The sequence below is a fragment of the Buttiauxella sp. genome, from assembly GCF_035271705.1.
Lineage (GTDB): Bacteria > Pseudomonadota > Gammaproteobacteria > Enterobacterales > Enterobacteriaceae > Buttiauxella.
Map to the genome: position 1 here is coordinate 1 of NZ_DATERI010000022.1, position 21,121 is coordinate 21,121.

The 21,121-nt window shown below is 48.7% G+C and carries 21 protein-coding genes; 15 read left to right on the top strand and 6 right to left on the bottom strand.

Translation table 11 applies throughout. From position 1 onward, the window contains the following. The first annotated feature begins 137 nt into the window (after window positions 1-137). Window positions 138-1,013: a DMT family transporter gene (locus tag VJY99_RS01835; protein WP_324115820.1), complete on the top strand. Its 876-nt coding sequence runs from the start codon at window positions 138-140 to the stop codon at window positions 1,011-1,013. A 143-nt stretch (window positions 1,014-1,156) separates the two neighbouring features. Further along, complete coding sequence (yghX, locus tag VJY99_RS01840) at window positions 1,157-2,044, top strand: YghX family hydrolase (RefSeq protein WP_324115784.1); 888 nt, start codon at window positions 1,157-1,159, stop codon at window positions 2,042-2,044. Here yghX and VJY99_RS01845 read toward each other — a convergent pair. The 4 genes from VJY99_RS01845 to VJY99_RS01860 all read right to left on the bottom strand — a co-directional run bounded on the left by VJY99_RS01845 (window position 2,041) and on the right by VJY99_RS01860 (window position 5,505). Further along, a complete protein-coding gene (locus VJY99_RS01845; RefSeq protein WP_324115785.1) occupies window positions 2,041-3,006 on the bottom strand; it encodes a sensor domain-containing diguanylate cyclase in 966 nt (321 codons plus the stop codon). The two genes, yghX and VJY99_RS01845, sit on opposite strands and share 4 nt — an antisense overlap. A 78-nt stretch (window positions 3,007-3,084) precedes the next feature. Further along, window positions 3,085-3,996: a DMT family transporter gene (locus VJY99_RS01850; RefSeq protein WP_324115787.1), complete on the bottom strand. Its 912-nt coding sequence runs from the start codon at window positions 3,994-3,996 to the stop codon at window positions 3,085-3,087. Window positions 3,997-4,020: 24 nt separating this feature from the next. Then, window positions 4,021-5,160: an HlyD family secretion protein gene (locus VJY99_RS01855; protein ID WP_324115789.1), complete on the bottom strand. Its 1,140-nt coding sequence runs from the start codon at window positions 5,158-5,160 to the stop codon at window positions 4,021-4,023. Between the two features lie 24 nt (window positions 5,161-5,184). After that, window positions 5,185-5,505: a DUF3302 domain-containing protein gene (locus VJY99_RS01860; RefSeq protein WP_324115791.1), complete on the bottom strand. Its 321-nt coding sequence runs from the start codon at window positions 5,503-5,505 to the stop codon at window positions 5,185-5,187. A 323-nt stretch (window positions 5,506-5,828) separates the two neighbouring features. Here VJY99_RS01860 and VJY99_RS01865 point away from each other — a divergent pair, with 323 nt between their 5' ends. The 4 genes from VJY99_RS01865 (at window position 5,829) to VJY99_RS01880 (ending at window position 9,177) form a co-directional block, all read left to right on the top strand. Continuing rightward, a complete protein-coding gene (locus tag VJY99_RS01865) occupies window positions 5,829-6,458 on the top strand; it encodes a helix-turn-helix domain-containing protein (RefSeq protein ID WP_324115793.1) in 630 nt (209 codons plus the stop codon). Window positions 6,459-6,642: 184 nt separating this feature from the next. Further along, window positions 6,643-7,698, top strand: coding sequence for a porin OmpA (ompA, locus tag VJY99_RS01870; protein ID WP_324115796.1), 1,056 nt, complete (start codon window positions 6,643-6,645; stop codon window positions 7,696-7,698). Between the two features lie 109 nt (window positions 7,699-7,807). Then, complete coding sequence (locus VJY99_RS01875; protein ID WP_324115798.1) at window positions 7,808-8,350, top strand: YfaZ family outer membrane protein; 543 nt, start codon at window positions 7,808-7,810, stop codon at window positions 8,348-8,350. Between the two features lie 425 nt (window positions 8,351-8,775). Next, complete coding sequence (locus VJY99_RS01880; protein WP_324115800.1) at window positions 8,776-9,177, top strand: Spy/CpxP family protein refolding chaperone; 402 nt, start codon at window positions 8,776-8,778, stop codon at window positions 9,175-9,177. Between the two features lie 55 nt (window positions 9,178-9,232). Here the strand turns inward: VJY99_RS01880 and VJY99_RS01885 are convergent, their stop codons facing one another. Together VJY99_RS01885 and yghU are read right to left on the bottom strand one after the other, a co-directional pair. Continuing rightward, window positions 9,233-9,628: a hypothetical protein gene (locus VJY99_RS01885; RefSeq protein WP_324115802.1), complete on the bottom strand. Its 396-nt coding sequence runs from the start codon at window positions 9,626-9,628 to the stop codon at window positions 9,233-9,235. A 135-nt stretch (window positions 9,629-9,763) separates the two neighbouring features. Next, window positions 9,764-10,630: a glutathione-dependent disulfide-bond oxidoreductase gene (yghU, locus tag VJY99_RS01890; RefSeq protein WP_324115804.1), complete on the bottom strand. Its 867-nt coding sequence runs from the start codon at window positions 10,628-10,630 to the stop codon at window positions 9,764-9,766. A gap of 194 nt (window positions 10,631-10,824) precedes the next feature. Between yghU and VJY99_RS01895 the strand changes: the two genes are divergently transcribed. The 9 genes from VJY99_RS01895 (at window position 10,825) to VJY99_RS01935 (ending at window position 20,829) form a co-directional block, all read left to right on the top strand. Further along, entirely contained in the window at window positions 10,825-12,690 is a 1,866-nt protein-coding gene (locus VJY99_RS01895; protein WP_324115806.1) for a bifunctional sugar phosphate isomerase/epimerase/4-hydroxyphenylpyruvate dioxygenase family protein, read from the top strand. An 80-nt stretch (window positions 12,691-12,770) separates the two neighbouring features. Next, window positions 12,771-14,087, top strand: coding sequence for an MFS transporter (locus VJY99_RS01900; protein ID WP_324115808.1), 1,317 nt, complete (start codon window positions 12,771-12,773; stop codon window positions 14,085-14,087). 2 nt (window positions 14,088-14,089) lie between these two features. Next, a complete protein-coding gene (locus VJY99_RS01905; RefSeq protein WP_324115822.1) occupies window positions 14,090-14,926 on the top strand; it encodes a shikimate dehydrogenase in 837 nt (278 codons plus the stop codon). Between the two features lie 307 nt (window positions 14,927-15,233). Continuing rightward, window positions 15,234-15,446, top strand: a complete 213-nt coding sequence (gene cspE, locus VJY99_RS01910) for a transcription antiterminator/RNA stability regulator CspE (protein WP_064540929.1) — start codon at window positions 15,234-15,236, stop codon at window positions 15,444-15,446. A gap of 418 nt (window positions 15,447-15,864) precedes the next feature. Continuing rightward, the gene (locus VJY99_RS01915) at window positions 15,865-17,016 is read left to right on the top strand and encodes a BamA/TamA family outer membrane protein (protein WP_324115812.1); all 1,152 of its coding nucleotides are present in this window, start codon (window positions 15,865-15,867) and stop codon (window positions 17,014-17,016) included. Window positions 17,017-17,063: 47 nt separating this feature from the next. Then, window positions 17,064-18,020 carry a hypothetical protein gene (locus tag VJY99_RS01920; RefSeq protein WP_324115814.1) on the top strand — a complete coding sequence of 319 codons (957 nt, stop codon included), beginning with the start codon at window positions 17,064-17,066 and terminating at the stop codon, window positions 18,018-18,020. After that, complete coding sequence (locus VJY99_RS01925; protein ID WP_414641559.1) at window positions 18,020-19,153, top strand: BamA/TamA family outer membrane protein; 1,134 nt, start codon at window positions 18,020-18,022, stop codon at window positions 19,151-19,153. Before VJY99_RS01920 ends, VJY99_RS01925 begins: the two co-directional genes overlap by 1 nt. After that, entirely contained in the window at window positions 19,153-20,274 is a 1,122-nt protein-coding gene (locus VJY99_RS01930) for a DUF4056 domain-containing protein (RefSeq protein ID WP_324115816.1), read from the top strand. Before VJY99_RS01925 ends, VJY99_RS01930 begins: the two co-directional genes overlap by 1 nt. A gap of 96 nt (window positions 20,275-20,370) precedes the next feature. Continuing rightward, window positions 20,371-20,829, top strand: coding sequence for a GNAT family N-acetyltransferase (locus VJY99_RS01935; protein ID WP_324115818.1), 459 nt, complete (start codon window positions 20,371-20,373; stop codon window positions 20,827-20,829). Window positions 20,830-21,121 lie beyond the last annotated feature (292 nt).

Below are 21,121 nucleotides of genomic sequence, written 5' to 3' on the forward strand. Positions count from 1 at the left end.
AAACTGTGAGTGGCGCTATCGCTATTTTTCTGTATTAACGGATAATGGCCGATTCTGAAACGGCAGTTTAATTTTTTGGCAAGGGAAGATGCGTGAGCAATAACGTTTCGCTGTTTACTAATAAGAAATTCGCATGGATGGGAGCCGCTTTTTGTTGCTTGTTATGGGGAAGTGCTTACCCGGCAATTAAAAACGGTTATGAGATTTTTCAGATAGCGACGGACGATTTACCTGGCAAAATTGTCTTCGCAGGTTACCGTTTTGTCATCGCGGGCCTGTTATTGCTGGTGTTTGCGATGCTGCAAGGCAAGCCGATTGCGCGTTTATCCCGCCACCAGTTTTCACAACTCGCGTTGTTAGGTGTCACCCAAACTGCCATTCAATATATCTTCTTTTATATTGGTCTCGCCTATACCACCGGCGTGAAAGGCTCAATTATGAATGCCACTGGCACTTTCTTTAGCGTGCTGCTGGCGCATTTTATCTATCAAAACGACAAGCTCAGTATTAACAAAGTGGTGGGCTGCGTGCTGGGGTTTGCCGGTGTCATGGTGGTGAACTTCAACAGCCAGTTGATGGACTTCAGTTTTAGCTGGATGGGTGACGGTTTCGTGGTGCTGGCGGCGTTTATTCTTTCTGCCGCGTCACTGTACGGAAAGCGTATTTCGCAAACCATGGACCCGACCATCATGACTGGCTGGCAATTGGCCATCGGTGGTGTGGTGCTGACCGTTGGAGGCTACGCAAGCGGTGGGCGGCTTGAGTTTCATGGTCTGGAGTCGGTGGCTATTCTTGGCTATCTGGCGTTGCTATCTTCCGTGGCATTTGCGTTGTGGAGCATGCTGCTCAAACACAACCGCGTGGGAATGATTGCGCCGTTTAACTTCCTGATCCCAGTATCTGGCGCAGTGCTTTCGGCCATCTTCCTGCAAGAAAGTATTCTGGAATGGCGTTATGCCCTGGCGTTGGTGTTGGTGTGCTTTGGGATCTGGCGAGTTAACGTCACCCGATAAGCGTGATGGTATGGGTGGATGACGCTTGCGCTTATCCACCCTACAAAATTCGAATTATTTAGAATATCTGCCAGGTAGTTGCAGGCAGAATCATCAAATGCAGGCCATGATTTAATCATCTTTTACCGATGAAGGGCCTGCCAATGACCAGACTTACCGCAAAAGATTTCCCTCCTGAATTACTCGAATATTTTGATTTCTACGTCCATGGCAAAATCAGCAAACGTGAGTTTCTCGATCTCGCAGGGAAATTTGTGGTTGGCGGGTTGTCGGCGGTGGCACTTGGCACCTTGCTGACGCCAAATTACACCTTTGCCCAGCAAGTGGAATTTACCGATCCCGATATTGTGGCTGAATATATTCAGTACCCGAGCCCGCAAGGACACGGGCAGGTGAGAGGCTACATGGTTCGCCCCGCAAAAGTCGCGGGTAAAGTACCCGGCGTGGTGGTAGTACATGAAAACCGTGGGCTTAATCCCTACATAGAAGATGTGGCGCGTCGTGTAGCCAAAGCGGGATTTATTGCGCTGGCACCGGACGGTTTGAGCTCGGTCGGCGGGTATCCGGGCAATGACGAGAAAGGGCGCGAACTGCAATCTCAGGTTGATCCTACCAAACTGATGAACGATTTCTTCGCAGCGATCGAGTTCTTGATGCACCACGAAGCGGTGACGGGAAAAGTCGGTATTACTGGATTTTGTTACGGTGGTGGAGTCGCTAACGCGGCGGCGGTGGCCTATCCGGAATTAGCAGCCGCTGTACCGTTCTACGGACGCCAGCCGAAAGCGGAAGATGTGCCGCGTATCAAAGCGCCAATATTGCTGCATTATGGGGAGCTGGATTCGCGTATTAACGAGGGCTGGCCGGCATACGAAACGGCGCTTAAAGCCAATAACAAAGTCTACGAAGGGTATATCTATCCAGGTGTGAATCATGGTTTTCATAACGATTCGACACCGCGTTATGACAAGGCAGCGGCGGAGCTGGCATGGTCGCGAACCCTCGACTGGTTCCGCAAATATCTGGCCTAACGGTTAATCAGGATACGGGCACCCAGTGCGATGCTATTCTTGCCGGTGCGTTTGATCAGGTACATGGATTCATCGGCACGAATCACAGCGTCGGCAAAGTTGTCGCTGGCCCAGGATTCATTCACGCCAATGGATGCGCCGATTTTCGCCGTGCCATTGCTTAACTCAAAGGGAGTGAGGGCGGCATCCAGGCAGCGGCGGGCGATGGTTTGGATTTCGGCATTCTCCAGCGACCACGGCATCAGCAGGATAAACTCATCACCACCCATGCGGCCAATGGTCACTTCTGGGGGGCAGGCTTCGGAAAAACGTTGGCTGAGCTGTAACAGCACTTCGTCGCCGCTACGATGCCCAAGGGTGTCGTTAACGTTTTTGAAATCATCAAGGTCGATAAAAGCGATTGATATCGGGCCGAGTTTTTTTAGCAGATCAAACTGCGCATGCAGTGCGTGACGGTTGTTAAGTCCGGTGAGCGGGTCGTGGTTGGCGAGCTTCGCAAGCTGCTCCTCGTACTGCTTTTCTTTGGTCATGTCGATGTGGGTACCGGTGACTTTCAACGGTTTGCCATCATCGCTCCATTCGGTCACTCGTCCCCGGTCAAGTACCCAGGTAATGGTGCCATTTTTGGCCTGCATGCGGTGCAGTGCTTCGTAATAGGGCGCTTTGCCTTCGAGATGGTTATAGAACGCGGTGAGCACCATATCTTTGTCTTCAGGGTGCAGATGGTCACGCCACACATCAAAATGAGCGCTAAGTTCTTTGGGCCGATAACCTAACATGGAACCCCAGCGGCGATTGAAAATGACCAATTTTCCGCTATTAACATCGAGTTGCCACAAGCACAAACCTGTCCCGTCAAGAGTTGCATTCAGCTTGTTGCGCGAGTCATGCGCAATTCTCCTGAGTCGGGCATTGTGTTTTTTGAGGTTCTGAATCTGCTGCCTGAGGCTCTCTTCTGTCATTGACCATATTTATTAACAAATAATATTCATTTTTAACTGCTATTAATGAGTTGTAAATATGGCGAAGAAAAAATCGTGCTAATTCCACTGCTGTTGTGTCATCGGGACTCTTTTTCTCTTCTTCACAGGGATCAAAGAGAGGAAGACTCCGCCTAGCATCACCGCGAGCAGGATCCACGATGTCGGTGTAAACACGCTGTCCATCACCAGGCATTCGAGGATGACCGTAATAACCGGAAAACAGATAAATACCAACGAGGTACTGAACGTCGAAATACGTTTTTGCAGGGAGGAATAACACAAAATCCCAAACACACTTGCCACGGTGCCCAGGTAAATAATCGAGGCAAATGACAGCCAGGTAATATTTCCAAGGATTGGTTTTTCCACAATCGCGCCAGTCAACGTGAGGAGTAAACCAGCGGCAAGGCAGGGCAGCGTGTTGAAGGTGAAGAGCGAAACCTGGCAACTGCGTTTCTTGCATAGAACATACATAAATGCATGCATGAAAACAGCGAGAACTACGGCTAATCCCCCTTTCCAGTTGTTGCTCAAGCTTACACGGGCTTCTTCTTGCAGGATGCAAAACAGCGATAGCAGTGCCAGCATGGAACCCATGAGTTGTAACAAACTCGTCGGGGTGTTAAGCAACACAATCGAAATCAGCAGCACAGCAACCGGTATCACGGCAAAGATTATCGCAGCGGTGCTGGCATCAACGTATTGCTCGCCGTATAGCACCAGCGTGAAGGGCAGGCAATAACAGAACAGGAACACGCAGAACTGGAAAAAGCGGTGGCCTTGCGGGAATAGCAACGATGAGCGGGTGGTGTTCAACATCCACAGTAGCAGCGGCGCTGCGCTTAAAAAGCGCAGGCCGGTGGCAAAAATCGGTGGCATGCTGACCAACGCGAATTTCATGGCAAGCCAGGTGCTTCCCCACGTCAGAATAACGACGGCGAAAAGAGTGAAAATTTTTGCTTTCTGCATGGGGGCCCCTTGTGTCACCTCAAATTAGTGATCGATATAGAGATAATGCATCCAACTCGTCATACGCAGCAGGATTTTGCGGATAATCGAAACGTGGGTGAAATAGTCTGAATAGACAGCAACTTGTCCCATGGTACCGGCCGGTAAGCGCTCAACATCTGCGACGTTACTAAGCTCAATTTCTGCGTAAATGCCGTCGAGTTTTGGATCCAGACTTAAGCCTTGTAAGTGGCCTTGAGCCTGAAAACTGCTGTTAGCGATGGCTGGCAGGATTTGTTTAACTTTCCCTTTCACGACGCCACCTGGCAGACCGTTAAACACCATTTCGGCTTCATCACCCGCGGTTAAACGCAGAGCAGAGTTTTGGCGGAACACGGCAAACACACTGGTTTTCTGGTCAGGTACGAACACCATAACTGGACGTAGCGGTATGGGGCGCACGAACATGCCTGGTTTCAGGAAAAGCTGTGTCGCGTAACCGTCGCTAGGGGCGCGAATAACGGTTCTCTCAAGGAAGTATTCTGCTTCTTTGAGGTTGGACTTCAGTCGGTACACTACGGCATTTTCGCCATGAACCAAGGCACCCAGTTCTGCTGACGTTTGGTCTCTTTTGGACAGGGAAGAACGCCATTGAGCCTGTGCTGCCAGATAGGTTTGCTGCGCACGGACCACTTCCTGGTCAGTAAACGGACTTTTCATTTTGTCCTGACTGCCACTGCGGTAACGGTCAGCATCTTTCATGGCTAAATCACGTTGCGCTTTGACCTGGGCGATATCGGCATTTTCGGAAGCCAGACGCGCTTTAAGCATTTCAACATTTTGCTCTGCGCTTTCAATTTCACCTTTAATCGACTCGACTTTTGCTTGATAAGCCGTTGGGTCAATACGGAACAGGAAATCGCCTTTCTTCAGTATTTTATTGGCGTTAGGGGTGACTTCCACTACCACACCCGATACTTCAGGGATAATCGGCACCGTAACGGTAACCATCTGAGCACGTTCGGTATATGGATGGTTGTAATTCATTAATAACAAAAGGGAGCCAATAAGAATAACCCCACCCAATACTGCAGTAGGAACGCTCCATTTATTTAATGGAATTTTGAAGAATTTAAATATACCAACACAAATTGCGGTATATGTAAGAATAAGTAATAAATCCACAATGAATCCTGCTCAATAATTCGGTTACTGATGGTTTGTTGTGTTATTTTTGTGCTGAGCTTCCAGTTGAGCCAGACGCTCACGAAGCGCATCCAGTTCATGGTTTTTGGTCGCAAATCCCCAGCCACGATCTTCGCGATACAACATCGCCCAGATCCACAAAAACGGCCATATTGCATGCAATGTGAATAAGCTCACCCAACCCGCGGCATGAATTGCATCCTGGTGTGGATGGTTACGGTGTACCGCAATTTCATAGGGGATATCGTGCACAACAATAATGCCGTAAAAGAGCGTAAGTCCCACAAATATAAGAGCGCCTAAGGCAAGATAGTCCAGAATCATAGTTGGGTGCCCCCCATAATAAAATGTTTGGAGACACTAATGAGAAGGGGTGGATGGCACCACTTTTATTTTGTGTAAAAATAAATAATAGGCGATTTTTTAATTGCACAAAATCACAATAATGTGCAATCGGAAAAATAAGAAATTACACTTCTTTTCATCATGGACACAGTTGTAAGGATTTTACTGAAAATTGTTTTAGTTTTACAATACATAGTGGTATCTAAGCGCCGAACGCCTCAAGGTAACGCCCCCGCGAGATCGTTGGCGTGGTATATACTTCAAGGAATCTGCATGTACAGCGAGTAATCACAGGAAAACAAATGATTATATCTCCACCGACACGCCCAGAAGACGCCATTGATCGCCTGCTCACCATCCTTGAGCCCTATGGAACACTCATGGATGTCATTCCCCGTAAGCGTATCAACTGGGAATATAAAGACGTCCCTCAGTTCTATGTCTTCAAGAAAGGTGAGATTTCTGTACTCCGTGCAACCGATGGTTTGGTCATTGCTACGGTTTCTGGTCAGAACTTGTTCGGTATTGCTGAGAGTATCCAGCCTCTGCGTAGCCATATTTTACGTGCAGAAACCGAGTGCACCATGCTTCGTCTGGATGCCAGCCTGGCTCATGAGATAATCACTCGAGAAGGGTTGTGGAAAGATGTGGCTATTATCCTCGCTTATTACACCACTCACCTTTTCTACCGTGACTCGGTAGTCGTGCAACAACGTACCTATTCCATCATTCGCGGTCATCTTATTGAGATGAATCGTCTGCCAGAAGAATCTCGTTTAAGAACTTCAATTCTTGATTATATCCAGGAAAGAACGCACTTATCGCGTAGCAGTATTTTAAATGTCATGTTTGCTTTAAAAAATGGTGGCTATATTGACATTAGACGTGGCGGTTATTTACTGGAAGTTATCAATTTGCCTGAGAAATTCTAAAGCAGGCTAATTATTGTGGTGATACTAATTTTACAGGGGTGTTTATGCAATAATTTCATCTAGTTATTTTTCATTTAAAATTAAACAAAGATAGAATTCCTTATGTTAAGGAAGATGAATACCATGTGTCGCTTAAATATTAATACCAAATAGCAATCTCTCAGTGGCGACTTCAAGGACTATCATGAAAAAGACTCTTATTGCATTAATCGTACTTAACACCTTCGCAGTAACTAATGCTAACGCAGCAGCTGACACCGATACTTGGTACGGCGGTGCTAAATTAGGTTGGTCACATTATTTTGATGGCAACGGTGATAATGATTTTAATGACAATGTGAGCAATGCTACCGACTTTGACACAGACAGCGATAATGTTGGCGGTGGTGTATTTGCGGGTTATCAAATTAATCCATGGTTGGCTGTTGAAGGTGGCTACGACTACCTCGGCAACATGCAAGTTCAAGGCAACAACGATGTTGCGGGTGCCAAAATGGGCTCCCAGGGTCTGCAGCTGTCAATGAAAGCCAGCTACTCCTTCAATGAAAACTGGGACATCTATGGCCGTGCCGGTGCAATGGCGTATCGCGCAGAAGCTCAACAAGATGGCAACAGCAAATTTGAAACCGGTGTACGTCCGTTGGCGGCTATCGGTACTGAATATGAGTTTAACGACAACTGGGCTGGCCGCGTTGAATACCAATGGGTTAGCAATGTTGGGAACTCCAACCAAATTGGTATGACTGCTGATGTTAGCACTGTAACTGCCGGTGTGGTTTACCGCTTTGGTACAACTGAAGCAGCACCTGTTGTTGCAGCACCTGCTCCAGTAGAAGCACCTGTTGAGCCACAGCGCTTCAACCTTAAATCAGACGTTATGTTTGCCTTCAACTCTGCTGTGCTTTCTCCAGAAGGTGAAGCTGCAGTGCGTGAACTCTACAACCGCCCAGAAATTCAGGCGTCTAAAGATAAGACCACTATGGTTATCGGCTTTACTGACCGTCTGGGTTCACAGAACTACAACCTGAATCTGTCTGCTAAGCGTGCGCAAGCCGTTGCTAATGAACTGGTTCGTTTAGGTATGCCTGCTCAAAACGTCCAGGCAGAAGGCCGTGGTGCAAGCGAGCCTGTTACTGGAACAACTTGTGATGCAGTGACTGAGCGTCAGGAATTGATTAACTGCCTGGCACCTGATCGCCGTGTTGTTGTTGAAATTGCCGGTGTAGCTGCACAGCAATAAGTACCAAGATACCTTAAAAAAAAAGCAGTAAAGTCAGTTTTGCCCGATGCATTAGTGCCTATCGGGCTTTTTTTTGATCTGAAAACCCTATGTTGAAAAGAGGAAAACGATGAAATATTTAAAAGTGGCTTATCTTGTTGTTGCGACTCTGACCGCAGGTTCGGCAAATGCGGTCTCATTTCACGGTGAGGCAGGTTCTGAATGGACCAATCTTGGTATGAGTTTTGGCGCTAATGAACCCGGTTTTACCTTCAGCGGTAACTGGGCACACAACGATAACGACGGTGATGTTGCGAGTCTGGGACTGGGCTGGAATATCCCGCTGGGATCGGTGTTAATTACTCTTGGCGGTAAAACAATTTATCTGAATCCTGATGATAACGACGAAGGGTATGCCGTCGCACTCGGTGGTGGAGCACAGCTTCCACTGGGTGATCATTTTGCCCTATTTGGTGATGCTTATTATTCGCCTGATTCGCTCTCAAGTGGAGTAGCACAGTACGGTGAAGCCAATGCCGGTGTTCGCTGGAAAGTCAGTCCAATGTTTTCCGTTGATGCAGGATATCGCTATTTGGGAATGGAAGGGAAAAATGGGAACCGTGACCATATCATAGCTGATGGCGGTTATGCCGGGGTTAATTTAACCTTCTGAGAAATTTATTTTTATACATGAATAGAATTGCTGACGATTAAGTCTCCTATTACAATATATCATATTGATACATCAAGCCTCATTGATATCGTCAATTCGAGTGATTCGATCCTTTAATATTGTTCGTGCATCTTGCAGTGCCTATACAATAATCCCGCCCGTCCGGCGGGTTTTTTTTATCAAAATAATGAAATTTATTTTTAAATAAAAAGTATTTTGAATACATGGCTCATTGGCTTTATGCTGTTTTAGCTCACAGGGATGTGAGCCATGTAAGCAACTATCAAATAGTAATCAGTACGAGGCCACACTATGGCAACATAGGGTGGCTTTCTGCTACATGGGGTTTATTTCGTGTCATTCGGGTCGCGTTAATAATATAACGGCGCTATTAATATTAATGCTTATTATTTTAAGGGTATCGAATGAATAAAATATTTAAAATTGCCATGGTGGCAACGGTTCTGGCTGTTTCAGGTATGGCTTCTGCATCCACCTCAACAGAAACACTACCGCAGGATAGCCTGGTACAGCAATTAAAACTGACGCCAGAACAAATGAAGACAGTGAAGACACTGCGTGAAGATGCACAAAAACAGATCAGTAAGATAAATACTGATGCCTTAGCCCAGGATGCAATTGTGAATATGTTCCAATCCGGTGTCTGGGACGACGGTGCGGCGAAGAAACAACTTTCTGCCATTGGGGATATTCAGAGTCAGGTGCGCTACCAGCGAGCGAAGTATGTATTTAATGTCAGCCGTGTACTCACTGCTGAACAAAAACAGCAGTTACAGCAGATACTGATTGAGAAACAACTGTACTGATTGATTTTTCAGGAAGAGTAAAAGGATGTCATCAGGACATCCTCTTATTTTATATTCAGGAGTTTTTCTCGGAGAGAGGTTTTAATACCTTACCAATCTGCATTAATCCATTTTTATTCTGGTCTTTCAGATAGATATTATTCAGCTCACCAAACTCTTCGAGCCGTGTCAGCGCCTGAAAGACGTTTTCGATTCCAGAGCGAGTATTAAACACCTCGTCACTTTTCAGATCATCCACCCGTGCCGCTTTAATTTCAGCAGTCAGGCTGGCGATCGCCTGCTGATTGGTTTTGTGCAGGCTTTCTAATTCCACAGGGTTATTCTTAGCCGTGGCAGAAGTTGATGGTGTCGCGTAGAAGTCGATAGTATTTAACGCCTCGACCTTTTCATCTTGAGGTTGAGCACAACCCGCGAGAACGAAGGCGAGTACAAGTATGGATTTCTTTAACACGATATTTCCTTGCAGTTTGCTTACTAATTAACTCAGACGGCAACTTACCTGCACGGTTATCAGGAAACTATATTAAATTTGTTTTTTATTAAATAATAAAATGGCAGGCCGCAGTTGCAACCTGCCAAGAGAATGTTATTTAACCAGTTTATCTTCAGTGCGCAAATCAAAATCAGAGGCGTCGTGGCGTTCATGCAATTGCTGGGATGGCTCTCCGAAAGTACGATTCACAATGCGTCCACGTTTCACGGCAGGACGATCGGCGATTTCATCGGCCCAACGGACAAAGTTTTTATATGAAGCGATGTCGAGAAACTCTGATGCTTCATACAACCCACCTTTTGCCAGGCTGCCGTACCACGGCCAGATGGCGATATCGGCAATGGTATATTCCTCGCCCGCAATAAAACGATGTGTTGCCAGTTGCCGGTCAAGCACGTCCAGCTGGCGTTTGGTTTCCATTGCGAAGCGGTTAATTGCGTACTCAATTTTCAGGGGGGCGTAATGATAAAAGTGGCCGAACCCTCCGCCGAGGTAAGGTGCAGAACCTTGTAGCCAGAACAACCAGTTCAGGGTTTCGGTGCGTGCCGAAAGCTCTTTTGGCAAGAAATGACCGAACTTCTCCGCCAGGTACAGCAAGATAGCTCCGGACTCAAAGACGCGGACTGGTGGTGTCACCGAATGGTCCATCAATGCCGGGATTTTCGAGTTCGGGTTCACATCGACAAAGCCACTAGAGAACTGATCCCCTTCGCCAATACGAATCAGGTGAGCGTCGTATTCCGCCTCGCTCACGCCTACCGCCAGTAACTCCTCAAGCAGAATGGTTATCTTCTGCCCATTCGGTGTGCCAAGAGAATAAAGCTGCAACGGGTGCTTGCCGATGGGCAACGTGCGCTCGTGAGTCGGGCCTGCAATCGGGCGGTTTATGTTAGCAAAGGTGCCACCTTCGCCTTTTGTCCACGTCCAAACTTTTGGGGGCTGATAGTTATTATCTGACATGTTGCGTCGGCCTTTTAGTTGCCAGGGGAGTGACTGAAAAGTGTAACCCTTCTTTGTTTTGTTCGGTAATCGCCCGCTATTTTTTTTAACTTCTGGCAGTGTGATCTGACTTTACAATTAATTAACTATAAATTTGCAATATGAACCAAATGATACAACATTAACCGACTTGTCCCGATCCACCAGGAGCCAACATGCAGCGTTCAATTGCAACCGTATCTATCTCTGGCACGTTGCCTGAAAAACTGGCAGCAATCTCGGCTGCTGGTTTTGACGGTGTTGAAATCTTCGAAAATGACTTGCTCTACTACCCTGGAACGCCTGCTGACGTGCGGAAAATGGCGGCAGATCTTGGGCTGACCATCACGCTGTTTCAGCCATTTCGCGACTTTGAAGGGGCATCGCGATCGCAATTTGCCAGCAACCTGGAGCGTGCGCGGCGTAAATTTTCCCTGATGCATGAGCTTGGATGCAACACCATGTTGCTGTGCAGCAACGTGGCACCGGACTGCTCTGCCAATATTGATTTACAGGTGAGCGATCTGGCACATCTGGCTGAATTAGCACAACAAAACGAAATTGTGGTTGGCTATGAAGCACTGGCGTGGGGCACTCATGTGAACCGTTATCGCCAGGCCTGGGAGCGGGTAAAGCAAGTTAACAGCCCGGCGCTGGGACTGGTGTTGGATAGTTTCCACGTGCTGTCGCTCGGCGATCAACTGATCAATCTCGACGACATCCCGCTGGAGAAAATCACCTTCTTGCAGCTGGCCGATGCACCACTGATGAAAATGGATGTGCTTGAGTGGAGCCGCCATTTCCGCTGCTTCCCTGGGCAAGGGGAACTGCCGGTCGTGGAGTTTACCCGCCTGCTGACGGATAAAGGTTATCGTGGCCCGTGGTCGCTGGAGATTTTCAATGACAATTTCCGTGCCACGCCAAACGCGCCAACCGCTAAAGATGGCTATCGTTCGCTGCTGTGGCTGGAAGAACAGACCTGGATTAACAACCCGCAAATTGATGCCCCCCTGTTTCACAGTGCTCCCCAGGCCAGTTATCAGGGTATCGAATTTTTAGAGTTTGCTACCGATACCCAGGATGCCGTTGCCCTCGGCGAGGCCTTGCAACCGCTGGGTTTTTACCAGGCCGGAGAGCACCGTTCCAAGGATGTTTCGCTGTGGCGCAACGGTGGTGTGAATGTGATTATCAACCATCAGGCACATAGTTGGGCGGACGAGTTCCATCGTCGCCACGGCGTTTCACTTTGTGCAATGGCCTGGAAAGTGGTAGGTGCGGCGAACGTTTTGCAGCGAGCGCAGGATTTTGGTTACCCGATTTGGCATGAAGAGCACGGCCCGGACGAGCGTGCACTGGCGGCAATTTGTGCCCCTGACGGCAGCTTGATTTATCTCATTGAAGCACCAGAACCGTGTGAAAGTGATATTTATCAAACGGATTTTGATCTTGCAGAATCGGCGAACCAGGGCTCATTGCGCGGCATTGACCATCTGGCATTAGGGTTAGTTGAAGGCAGCCGCGATAACTGGATTATGTTTTTCCGCGCGGTGTTTGGCTTTGAGTTGGATAACGAGTTGAGCGTGCCGGACCCGTATGGGCTAGTCAGAAGCCAGGTGATGCACAGCCCTTGTCATTCGATTCGTCTGCCACTGAACATGTCGCACAGTCTTGATACGCAAATAGCACGTTCAGTGGCGAGTTATCAGGGAACGGGCCTACAACATGCGGCATTTTCCTGTGATGATTTACCGGCGACGGTAGAAAACCTGCAATCTATCGGGTTGAAATTGCTGCCGATTCCAGCAAATTATTACGATGATTTGTTGGCGCGTTATGGGGTAAACAACACGTTATTACACGGCCTGGATCGCCTGGATATCCTTTATGAGCGCGATGCTCGCCAGCAAGAGTTTTTACATGCGTACACACCGCCGTTCCGCCCAGACCGCTTCTTCTTTGAATTGGTCGAACGGCGGGGGGATTACCAACAATATGGTGCCACCAACGCTGCGGTTCGCCTGGCGGCAATGCAGGCGCGGTAATGTGGTTTAAAACAATAAATGAACCTTAAGGTTCAATGTGAGCACCTGTAACCTACAAAACAACAATAGAGGAAATAACAATGGCGAGTTATGGCCAGGGCGATATCGCCGCCCCGAAAACTGGAGTGGTAAAACGAACCCGTACCCGAATGGTTATCCTGACCCTTCTGGCTATTGGAACCATGATTAACTATCTCGACCGTACGATATTAGGTATTGCTGCGCCGCAACTGAGTGCTGACCTCGGCATTGGTGCGGCAACCATGGGAGTAGTATTTTCCGCATTTGCCTGGACATACGCGGCCATGCAAATCCCCGGCGGTATTTTTCTCGACCGCTTTGGTAGCAAAATTACCTATGCACTTGCGCTGTTTTTCTGGTCGGCATTTACCTTATTCCACGGTTTGACGATGGGGCTGAAAACCCTGCTGTTATGCCGTTTAGGGCTGGGGATTAGTGAGGCACCGTGCTTCCCGGTGAATAGCCGTGTGGTCGGTAAGTGGTTCCCACAACAAGAACGCGCCCGTGCCACGGCGGTGTATACCGTGGGGGAATACATCGGCCTCGCGGCATTCGCGCCGTTGTTGTTCTTTATTATGGAAACCTTCGGCTGGCGGACGATGTTTATTACTGTCGGCGTTGCGGGGATGTTGTTTGTGTTGGTGTGGTGGCGTTTTTATCACGAGCCGCACGAGTCGAAAACGGCCAACCATCTTGAACTTGCCTATATCGGGCATGACGAGAAAGAGGCTGAACCTGAAGCGAAGATGAACTTCAGTTGGGCGAATGTCGCCAAACTGGTGAAATGCCGCCAGATACTCGGCGCGGGTATTGGCCAATTTGCCGGGAATACGACGTTGGTCTTCTTCCTAACCTGGTTCCCGACTTACCTCGCCACCGAGCGCCATATGCCGTGGATAAAAGTTGGCTTCTTCGCGATTATGCCGTTCCTCGCTGCTGCGGTAGGTGTGATGTTTGGTGGCTGGGTGTCTGACCAGATTCTGAAACGTACCGGGTCGGTGAACATTGCGCGTAAATTGCCGATTATCGCGGGCCTGCTGATGGCGAGCCTGATTATCTCGGCTAACTGGATGCCGACTGATGCGCTGGTGATTATGGTTATGTCCGTCGCATTCTTTGGGCAGGGTATGGTGGGACTCGGTTGGACGCTGATTTCCGATATGGCACCGAAGAATCTGGCGGGGCTGACGGGTGGCTTATTTAATTTCTGCTCAAACCTGGCTTCTATTATCACGCCGCTCGTCATCGGTTTGATTGTCGCAGCGACGGGCAATTTCTTCTATGCGCTGGTGTATATCGGGGGCGCCGCGCTGTTGGGCGTATTGTCGTATGTCTTTATTCTTGGCGATATCAAACGTATTGAACTGGAAGATTAATGATGGAAATTAGTGGCAACACTCGTTTAATCGCTCATCTGGGCTATCCCACGACTACGTTCAAAGCGCCGATGATCTACAACCCGTGGTTTGAAGCGCAGGGCATTGATATCAAAGTCGTGCCGATGGGGGTAAAAGCTGAAGACTACGCGCAACTGGTCCCTTCTTTATTGCGCATGACCAATATTGTGGGGGCGCTGGTGACCATGCCGCACAAAGTCTCGACCTGTGAATTGGTCCAAAGTCTAAGCCCCACGGCGCAAATTGCCGGGGCCTGTAATGCCATCCGCCGTGAAGCGGACGGTAGCTTGCGCGGTGATATGTTCGATGGTGACGGTTTCGTGCGCGGTGTGTTGCGCAAAGGAATTCAGGTGAAAGGAGCACGGGCGTTAGTGGTGGGCAGCGGTGGGGTCGGTTCCGCTATTGCCGCGTCATTGGCTGGGGCTGGCGTCGACACGCTAGCGCTGTTTGATAGCCGTGCGGCGAGTAGTGAAGAGCTGGCAAAACGTCTGCGTCGCCACTATCCGTCACTCACGGTGCAGACGGGGTTGCGCAACCCGAAGGGGTTTTCCATTGTGGTTAACGCAACGCCGCTGGGTATGAATTCTGAAGACGAACTGCCGATGGAGGTGGGGGCGATAACACCAGGAAGTTTTGTCGGGGAAGTGGTGATGAAAAGCGAAATCACGCCATTTTTACGCGCAGCGATGGAAAGAGACTGCCAAATACAGCCTGGTACAGATATGTTATTTGAAATGATCCCGGCTTATATGGAGTTTTTTGGCCTGCCAGATGTCACGCCAGCGGCGTTGCGGCGCGTTGCAAAAATAGATTATTAACAATAGATTATACTCACATGGTGGGGGTGTTAAGTGGTGTCACTCACCCCCCCTAAGCGAAGCGCTAAAAGGAGGAGGCTTTAGCTCCAGACCTATGGACGGCTAAAATAATCCTTGTCATATATCGCCTAAGCATGAGTTAATACGTCCATCGGTTTGACGTACAGACCCTTAAAGCAACTCAGTAAAGCAGTCCTTCAAGAGTCATCCCTGGATACCCTTTGTCGTGTGCTCCTCTACCGCTTCATAAAATCTGTAAAGCATACCAAATCGCCGTAAGGCACACTTAATTCAAAAGGTAATACACATGTCTAACAAAATGACTGGTCTGGTAAAATGGTTCAACGCTGATAAAGGTTTCGGCTTCATCACTCCAGATGACGGTTCTAAAGACCTGTTCGTTCACTTCTCTGCAATCCAGAACGAAGGTTACAAATCTCTTGATGAAGGCCAGAAAGTTTCCTTCACAATCGAGAACGGCGCTAAAGGCCCAGCAGCTGGTAACGTAACTAGCCTGTAAGGTTAGCGTTAACTAAGCTAGAAATTTTAAAACCCGCTTCGGCGGGTTTTTTCGTTTTTGTTATAGCCTTTGGTACTGGTCATGACACTTTCGCCAGTGCTGTGATTAAAATCCCTTAATCCCCGCCTTTAATAAGTTTTTTTGATGAAACCGCGCTTACTTTGGCTGTTCCATCGTTGCAATCTTCTGTCTCCAACCCTCTAACTTCTCTCTATTTATCTTGAATATGCTTGATGCTGGGCTATGCTCAAAGCAGTTATTCGACGGGAATGAGATTTCTCGTATGATTGAATAATAAAACAAAATGACATCTTTATTGGGTGATGCATATGATTAGGGTGCTGTTTTTACCTTTGGCATGGATATCTGTGTCTACCTCTTGCGAACCGCAAACGGCGGTGCAACCCGATAAACCGCTATGAATAAATCGACGACGGCACTCGCTGTCTTGATCTCGCTTGGGCTGTGGCAGCCCATTGTTGCCAGTGCTGCGGGGTTTATAGACGATAGCGATGGCATGCTGGATATGAGCCAGTATTTGAGTGAAAACCGCTACGGTTTCTTACCGGTTCCGGTGGTGATAACCGAGCCGGCGGTAGGCTATGGGGGCGGGCTGTTTGGCCTTTTCTTGCATGAAACCGCAGACAGTGAAGCTTCGAAAAATCGAACCGATGGTCGGGCCATTCCTCCAGCAATAACGGCATTTGGCAGTGGGGCGACGCAAAATGGGACCTGGTTTGTGGGTGGCGGCCACCGCCATACCTGGAACAATGACAGCATTCGTTACCTGGTTGGGCTCGGCTATGCCAATGTAAACATAGATCTTTATTCTGGTGATATTGCGGGTTTTGAGAGCGGAAAGGGCATTAGTACCCAAACAACAGGGTACGGAGGTATGCAAAAATTATCGTTCCGCGTAGCAGATACTCCGTTTTTCCTTGGTGGCTCACAAGTCTATGCCAATATGAAAGTTACGGCTGATAACAAGCTGATCAACCGTACGTTTCAGCGTGTTCTTGGTGAAGAAAGCTCGACATCCGGTGTTGGATTGCTGATGGAATATGACACCACGGATAACTTTTTCTATCCGCATAGTGGTTTGTCTGCCACTGCTGAATACCAGTTTTTTTCCAGTTTTCTCGGCGGTGATTATCGGTATGACATGCTGGTCATCGACGGCAAATATTTTCAGCCGCTCAGTGCTGATTTCACCCTGGCGCTGGCAGGAAATTATCAATCCCTTACGAACCACGACAGCCATTTGCCGCCAATGGTACGTCCCTATATTAGTTTGCGAGGCATCTCGCGTTATCGCTATCAAGGGGATTATGTTGGCACGGTGCAAACGCAGCTTGCGTGGCAAATGACGCCGCGCTGGGTGTTGCAGGGTTTTGTGGGCGCGGGGAGTGCCGAAAATAATGCCGATGAGATTTTTCAGACTGCGGAAGTGGCGTGGGGCGGCGGTTTCCGCTACCTGATAGCGCGTGAGTATGGGCTGCATACCGGGATTGATGTCGCGTTTAGCGACGACGAACAAGCGGTCTATTTCAACGTGGGGGCGGGGTTGTAAAAGGATTTTGCCGCCTGACTGACAAAGCAAACTATAAAGAGAACATGATGAAAACAATTTTAAGAGGTGTGCAACATTGCCAGGTTTACGCGTTGCCGTTGCTGCTTTTATCGGGTGCGGCGTTTGGCGCATCAACGGATACGACGAGCGAAAGCAGCACATTTCCTATCTGGGGAGATGAAGCACGCGCGCGTGGATATTCCATTCCGCTACCGTTTGGCGTGAACCTCAGTTATATGAATATGCGCCAGAATGTGGATGTCGACAGCATTACGTTTTCTGGGCTAAAACTCGGCCCGCATCCGATTCCCAGCGACATGTTTAATATTGATGTCGGCAATACTCGTGAGCGCAGTGAGAGTGAAAACTTACGCCTCGATATGTGGGTATTTCCGTTTTTGAATATCTACGGGTTGATGGGCTACACCAAGGGGTCGTCGGTATCGAATGTGTCTGTTGATGCCGATCCTTCGCTTTATACCGGCGCCGACCGCGTCATCGCCTCGGCGGTACACCGTCTGTACCAAAGCGGAGAATTACAAGATGTTGATTTTACGCTAGATTTTGAAGGCGTGACGTATGGCGCCGGTTTTACTCTGGCGGGGGGTTATCAAAATTGGTTTACGCTGGTGGATACCAACTACACGCGCACCAGTTTCGATATTCTGGACGGTAAAATCTCGGCGCTGACCGTATCACCACGCGTCGGTTATCGCTTTGATATGCCACAAATTTCCGGACCCTCGCATTTGAGTTTCTGGGTTGGGGCAATGTACCAGGACGTGCAACAGGAGTTCAAAGGCAACCTGTCTGACTTACATTTGCCAGCTTCACTTCAACCGCTGGTTGATGATGGGCGCTTTAATGTTCAGCAACATCTCACCTCGCCGTGGAATACCCTTATCGGGGCACAGTATGAACTTACACAAAACTTTAACATTCTGACTGAAATAGGCTTTAATGAGCGTAATAGCTTCTTCCTGGCAGGCGAATACCGATTCTAATGAACAACAGTAGTGCGCTATTTTTGGGTTTATTAAGCCTCATGATGACACCGAGCACCACGGAAGCCATGACGCGCGAAGAAGTTGACGGTTTTCTGGGTAAATTGGGTGCGGACAACCAGTATGACGCCAGCAAAGGAATTAACTGGAGCGTGCTGCCAGGACCGTTCTACACCCCGGAATTGAAACTCGGTTTGGGGACTGCGGTGGCGGGCGTATACCGCGTTGATCCAAACGATCATGTGACACAAAATTCTTCTATCTCGTTAACCGGATTTGTGAGTACCAGCGGTGCGCTGGGGCTGGGAACGAAGAACTACACGTTTTTTGCCGACGATGAATGGCGGCTGTTTGTTGATGGATCGCTTGCGAAAATTCCTACCGGATTTTGGGGCGTTGGGTATGACGCGGCACAAGGCAACGAACAGAAATACACTCAGCAGTCGTTTAGCCTGCATCCGCAAATCATGCGTCAGATCGTGGATAATCTGTATGTTGGCGTGGGTTGGGATTTTTCAACCTATCATGCCGATAACATCGACGATCCGCATCCTGGCGATAATTTTTCCCGTTACGATGCGGGTGGAAGTACGCTCAGTTCCGGTGTCACAACCACCATTAACTACGATACGCGAGATGTGATCACCCGCCCGCAACATGGCCAATTCTTCAGTGCCGAATACAGTCTTTTTGATCCCTCCATTGGCTCTGATACCCATTTCACTGTGCTTGAGATGCAATACAATTATTACTTCCCGCTCAACGATCAGGATGTATTAGCGTTTGATCTTTGGGGACGTTTTGCCCGGGGCGATGTGCCATGGGATCGTTTATCTCAGGCCGGAGATGACGATCGAATGCGCGGATATTATCAGGGACGCTATCGTGATAAAGATGTGGTCAACACTCAGATAGAATATCGCAAGAAGCTCAACTGGCGACATGGCTATGTTCTGTGGGTGGGGGCTGGCACATTGGGCGATAGTCCGCAGAATTTCTCGGATCACCCGCTGTTACCCACCGTTGGTGCGGGTTACCGCTTCGAAGTTAAACCGGACATGAACATTCGTCTCGATCTGGGATTTGGTAAAGAGAGTACCGGGTTTTACTTTCAAGTGGCGGAGGCATTTTAATGCGGGTTTGGATTCTGTCTCTGTTGTTGGGCGTGGCATCTCTGAGTTATGGCGCGGCCCCGCAATCAGCAGATATATTGCCTATTGAGCAGGCACGGCGTGTTTGGCCTGTGGCGCAGGATCTCACTGCACCTGAGTCTTTGCGCCCTTGCTGCGCATTCGGTTATGACCTGCAAGTGCGAGCGGCTGGAGTGCCGATTCCGGTCTACCAGATTGGTAATATTCTGACGCTCGCGACGCTTGGGCAACATCGCTATAACGACAGCGCGCTGGGTGCGGTCAAAAATATTGTCGGCCTGAGCGAAGAGAAAAGCGGCCTGATTTTTACCCGTCGTGGTGGGTTTATCGATATCGCCCACGTCCGTGATACGGCCGATAACACCTTTTATCTTTTCTCGCAGATTTATACCCGACTCGGCCAGGACTGGCGGTTGTTCTACAGCGAAGAGCTGGGAGTCAGGCGTATTCAGCTACATGCGTTTACGCCGCCAGCCGCTATGCCTGAGCGCTATACGGTTGCGGCGTGGCTTGCGGGGCACCTCGCATTTCAACTCGCGCAATGGCATGAGATTGCCCAGTGGTATGGTTTCGAGTCTGTACCAGGGTTTCCTGAGGAAATATCGGCTTTCTCCCCAGAAGATCTCTATTCCAATTTATTGGGGGCAAGGCTTGCGATAAACGTGATTTTACACGGCCATGCGGGGTCGGTTGATTCATACAATAAAGAGATGGAGAAAGCCCTCCACAAGGCGTTAGTGCAACTTGGCGCGGTCAGTAAAGAAGAGACTGAAAAAGAGTTCCGTGAAGTCGACGGTGTCTGGTGGAACAGCAAGCGCCGGGTGCCGGATAAATTTTTGGTGCTCAATCGTAACTACGATTTGACCGAAAACCGCTACCCAACCGAAGTGCCGTTTGAAACCGCGCAACGTTATCGTTTGGTGATGCCTGTGACCATTGCAGGTGCCACGTTAAGTCAGCTTGGTGAGCTACAAATCCATACGGGTAGTGATATGCGCGGTCTGAAAGCGCCAGAGAATTTTTATCTCCCCTCGCAGTTTACCGAGCTGGCAGAACAGGCTAAATCCGCCGATCAGATTCAGCTTGATCGCATGAAGAGATGAAATCATAAGTAGTTTGTATTGGACGAGCATGCTGATGTCCGCTTTGATGTTGCAAATATGTTATTTATTTTTACGTCACTCATTTGGAAACAAAGCATGTTCACTATAAAAATTGACGATCTTTCACATCACGCGGTGCAGACATTAGTGGCTTTTCATATTTCTGGCATGCTGGAACAGTCGCCGCCGGAAAGCAGCCATGCATTGGATGTGCAAAAACTACGTGACCCTACCGTGACGTTTTGGTCTGCGTGGAAAGGGGATAAATTAGCTGGGATTGGGGCGCTAAAAACGTTGGATGAACGGCATGGCGAGTTGAAATCCATGCGCACTGCAACGGAGTTTTTACGTCGCGGTGTGGCGAACCAGTTTTTAGTACATATTCTGCAAGTTGCCCGTGAACGGGGTTTACAACGTCTGAGCTTAGAAACGGGAACGCAACCGGGATTCGCAGCTTGCCATCAACTCTATCTCAAGCATGGCTTTGTCGATTGTGAGCCATTTGCTGATTATCAACTCGACCCGAACAGCCGTTTTATGACACTGACGCTGTGATTGATTCACCACTCATACACCTAAAAGCAAAAAACCAGCCCGCAGGCTGGTTTCTTTACATAATGGTGTCCGGACTCTGACAAAAACGTCGGGACGTCTTTGAGCCGCATTAATGCTAGCTCTGAAAGGGTGGTTGTTTCTTATTGTTTTACAGCACATCAAGCGCAGTACTTCTCAAACCTTCCATTTCTTTTTTAGCTCGTATTTCATTTTGTTTCAAAAATCGTGAACTACCACTTAATTGCCTAGACAGAAGCCGTAAAGAGCTTATGAAAACTGTGGGATACCTGTG

Coding starts and splice junctions, on each gene's coding strand:
- VJY99_RS01835 (WP_324115820.1), top strand. CDS start 138: ATGGGAGCCGCTTTTTGTTGCTTGTTATGGGGAAGTGCTTACCCGGCA.
- yghX (WP_324115784.1), top strand. CDS start 1,157: ATGACCAGACTTACCGCAAAAGATTTCCCTCCTGAATTACTCGAATAT.
- VJY99_RS01845 (WP_324115785.1), bottom strand. CDS start 3,006: ATGACAGAAGAGAGCCTCAGGCAGCAGATTCAGAACCTCAAAAAACAC.
- VJY99_RS01850 (WP_324115787.1), bottom strand. CDS start 3,996: ATGCAGAAAGCAAAAATTTTCACTCTTTTCGCCGTCGTTATTCTGACG.
- VJY99_RS01860 (WP_324115791.1), bottom strand. CDS start 5,505: ATGATTCTGGACTATCTTGCCTTAGGCGCTCTTATATTTGTGGGACTT.
- VJY99_RS01865 (WP_324115793.1), top strand. CDS start 5,829: ATGATTATATCTCCACCGACACGCCCAGAAGACGCCATTGATCGCCTG.
- ompA (WP_324115796.1), top strand. CDS start 6,643: ATGAAAAAGACTCTTATTGCATTAATCGTACTTAACACCTTCGCAGTA.
- VJY99_RS01875 (WP_324115798.1), top strand. CDS start 7,808: ATGAAATATTTAAAAGTGGCTTATCTTGTTGTTGCGACTCTGACCGCA.
- VJY99_RS01880 (WP_324115800.1), top strand. CDS start 8,776: ATGAATAAAATATTTAAAATTGCCATGGTGGCAACGGTTCTGGCTGTT.
- yghU (WP_324115804.1), bottom strand. CDS start 10,630: ATGTCAGATAATAACTATCAGCCCCCAAAAGTTTGGACGTGGACAAAA.
- VJY99_RS01895 (WP_324115806.1), top strand. CDS start 10,825: ATGCAGCGTTCAATTGCAACCGTATCTATCTCTGGCACGTTGCCTGAA.
- VJY99_RS01900 (WP_324115808.1), top strand. CDS start 12,771: ATGGCGAGTTATGGCCAGGGCGATATCGCCGCCCCGAAAACTGGAGTG.
- VJY99_RS01905 (WP_324115822.1), top strand. CDS start 14,090: ATGGAAATTAGTGGCAACACTCGTTTAATCGCTCATCTGGGCTATCCC.
- cspE (WP_064540929.1), top strand. CDS start 15,234: ATGTCTAACAAAATGACTGGTCTGGTAAAATGGTTCAACGCTGATAAA.
- VJY99_RS01915 (WP_324115812.1), top strand. CDS start 15,865: ATGAATAAATCGACGACGGCACTCGCTGTCTTGATCTCGCTTGGGCTG.
- VJY99_RS01920 (WP_324115814.1), top strand. CDS start 17,064: ATGAAAACAATTTTAAGAGGTGTGCAACATTGCCAGGTTTACGCGTTG.
- VJY99_RS01925 (WP_414641559.1), top strand. CDS start 18,020: ATGAACAACAGTAGTGCGCTATTTTTGGGTTTATTAAGCCTCATGATG.
- VJY99_RS01930 (WP_324115816.1), top strand. CDS start 19,153: ATGCGGGTTTGGATTCTGTCTCTGTTGTTGGGCGTGGCATCTCTGAGT.
- VJY99_RS01935 (WP_324115818.1), top strand. CDS start 20,371: ATGTTCACTATAAAAATTGACGATCTTTCACATCACGCGGTGCAGACA.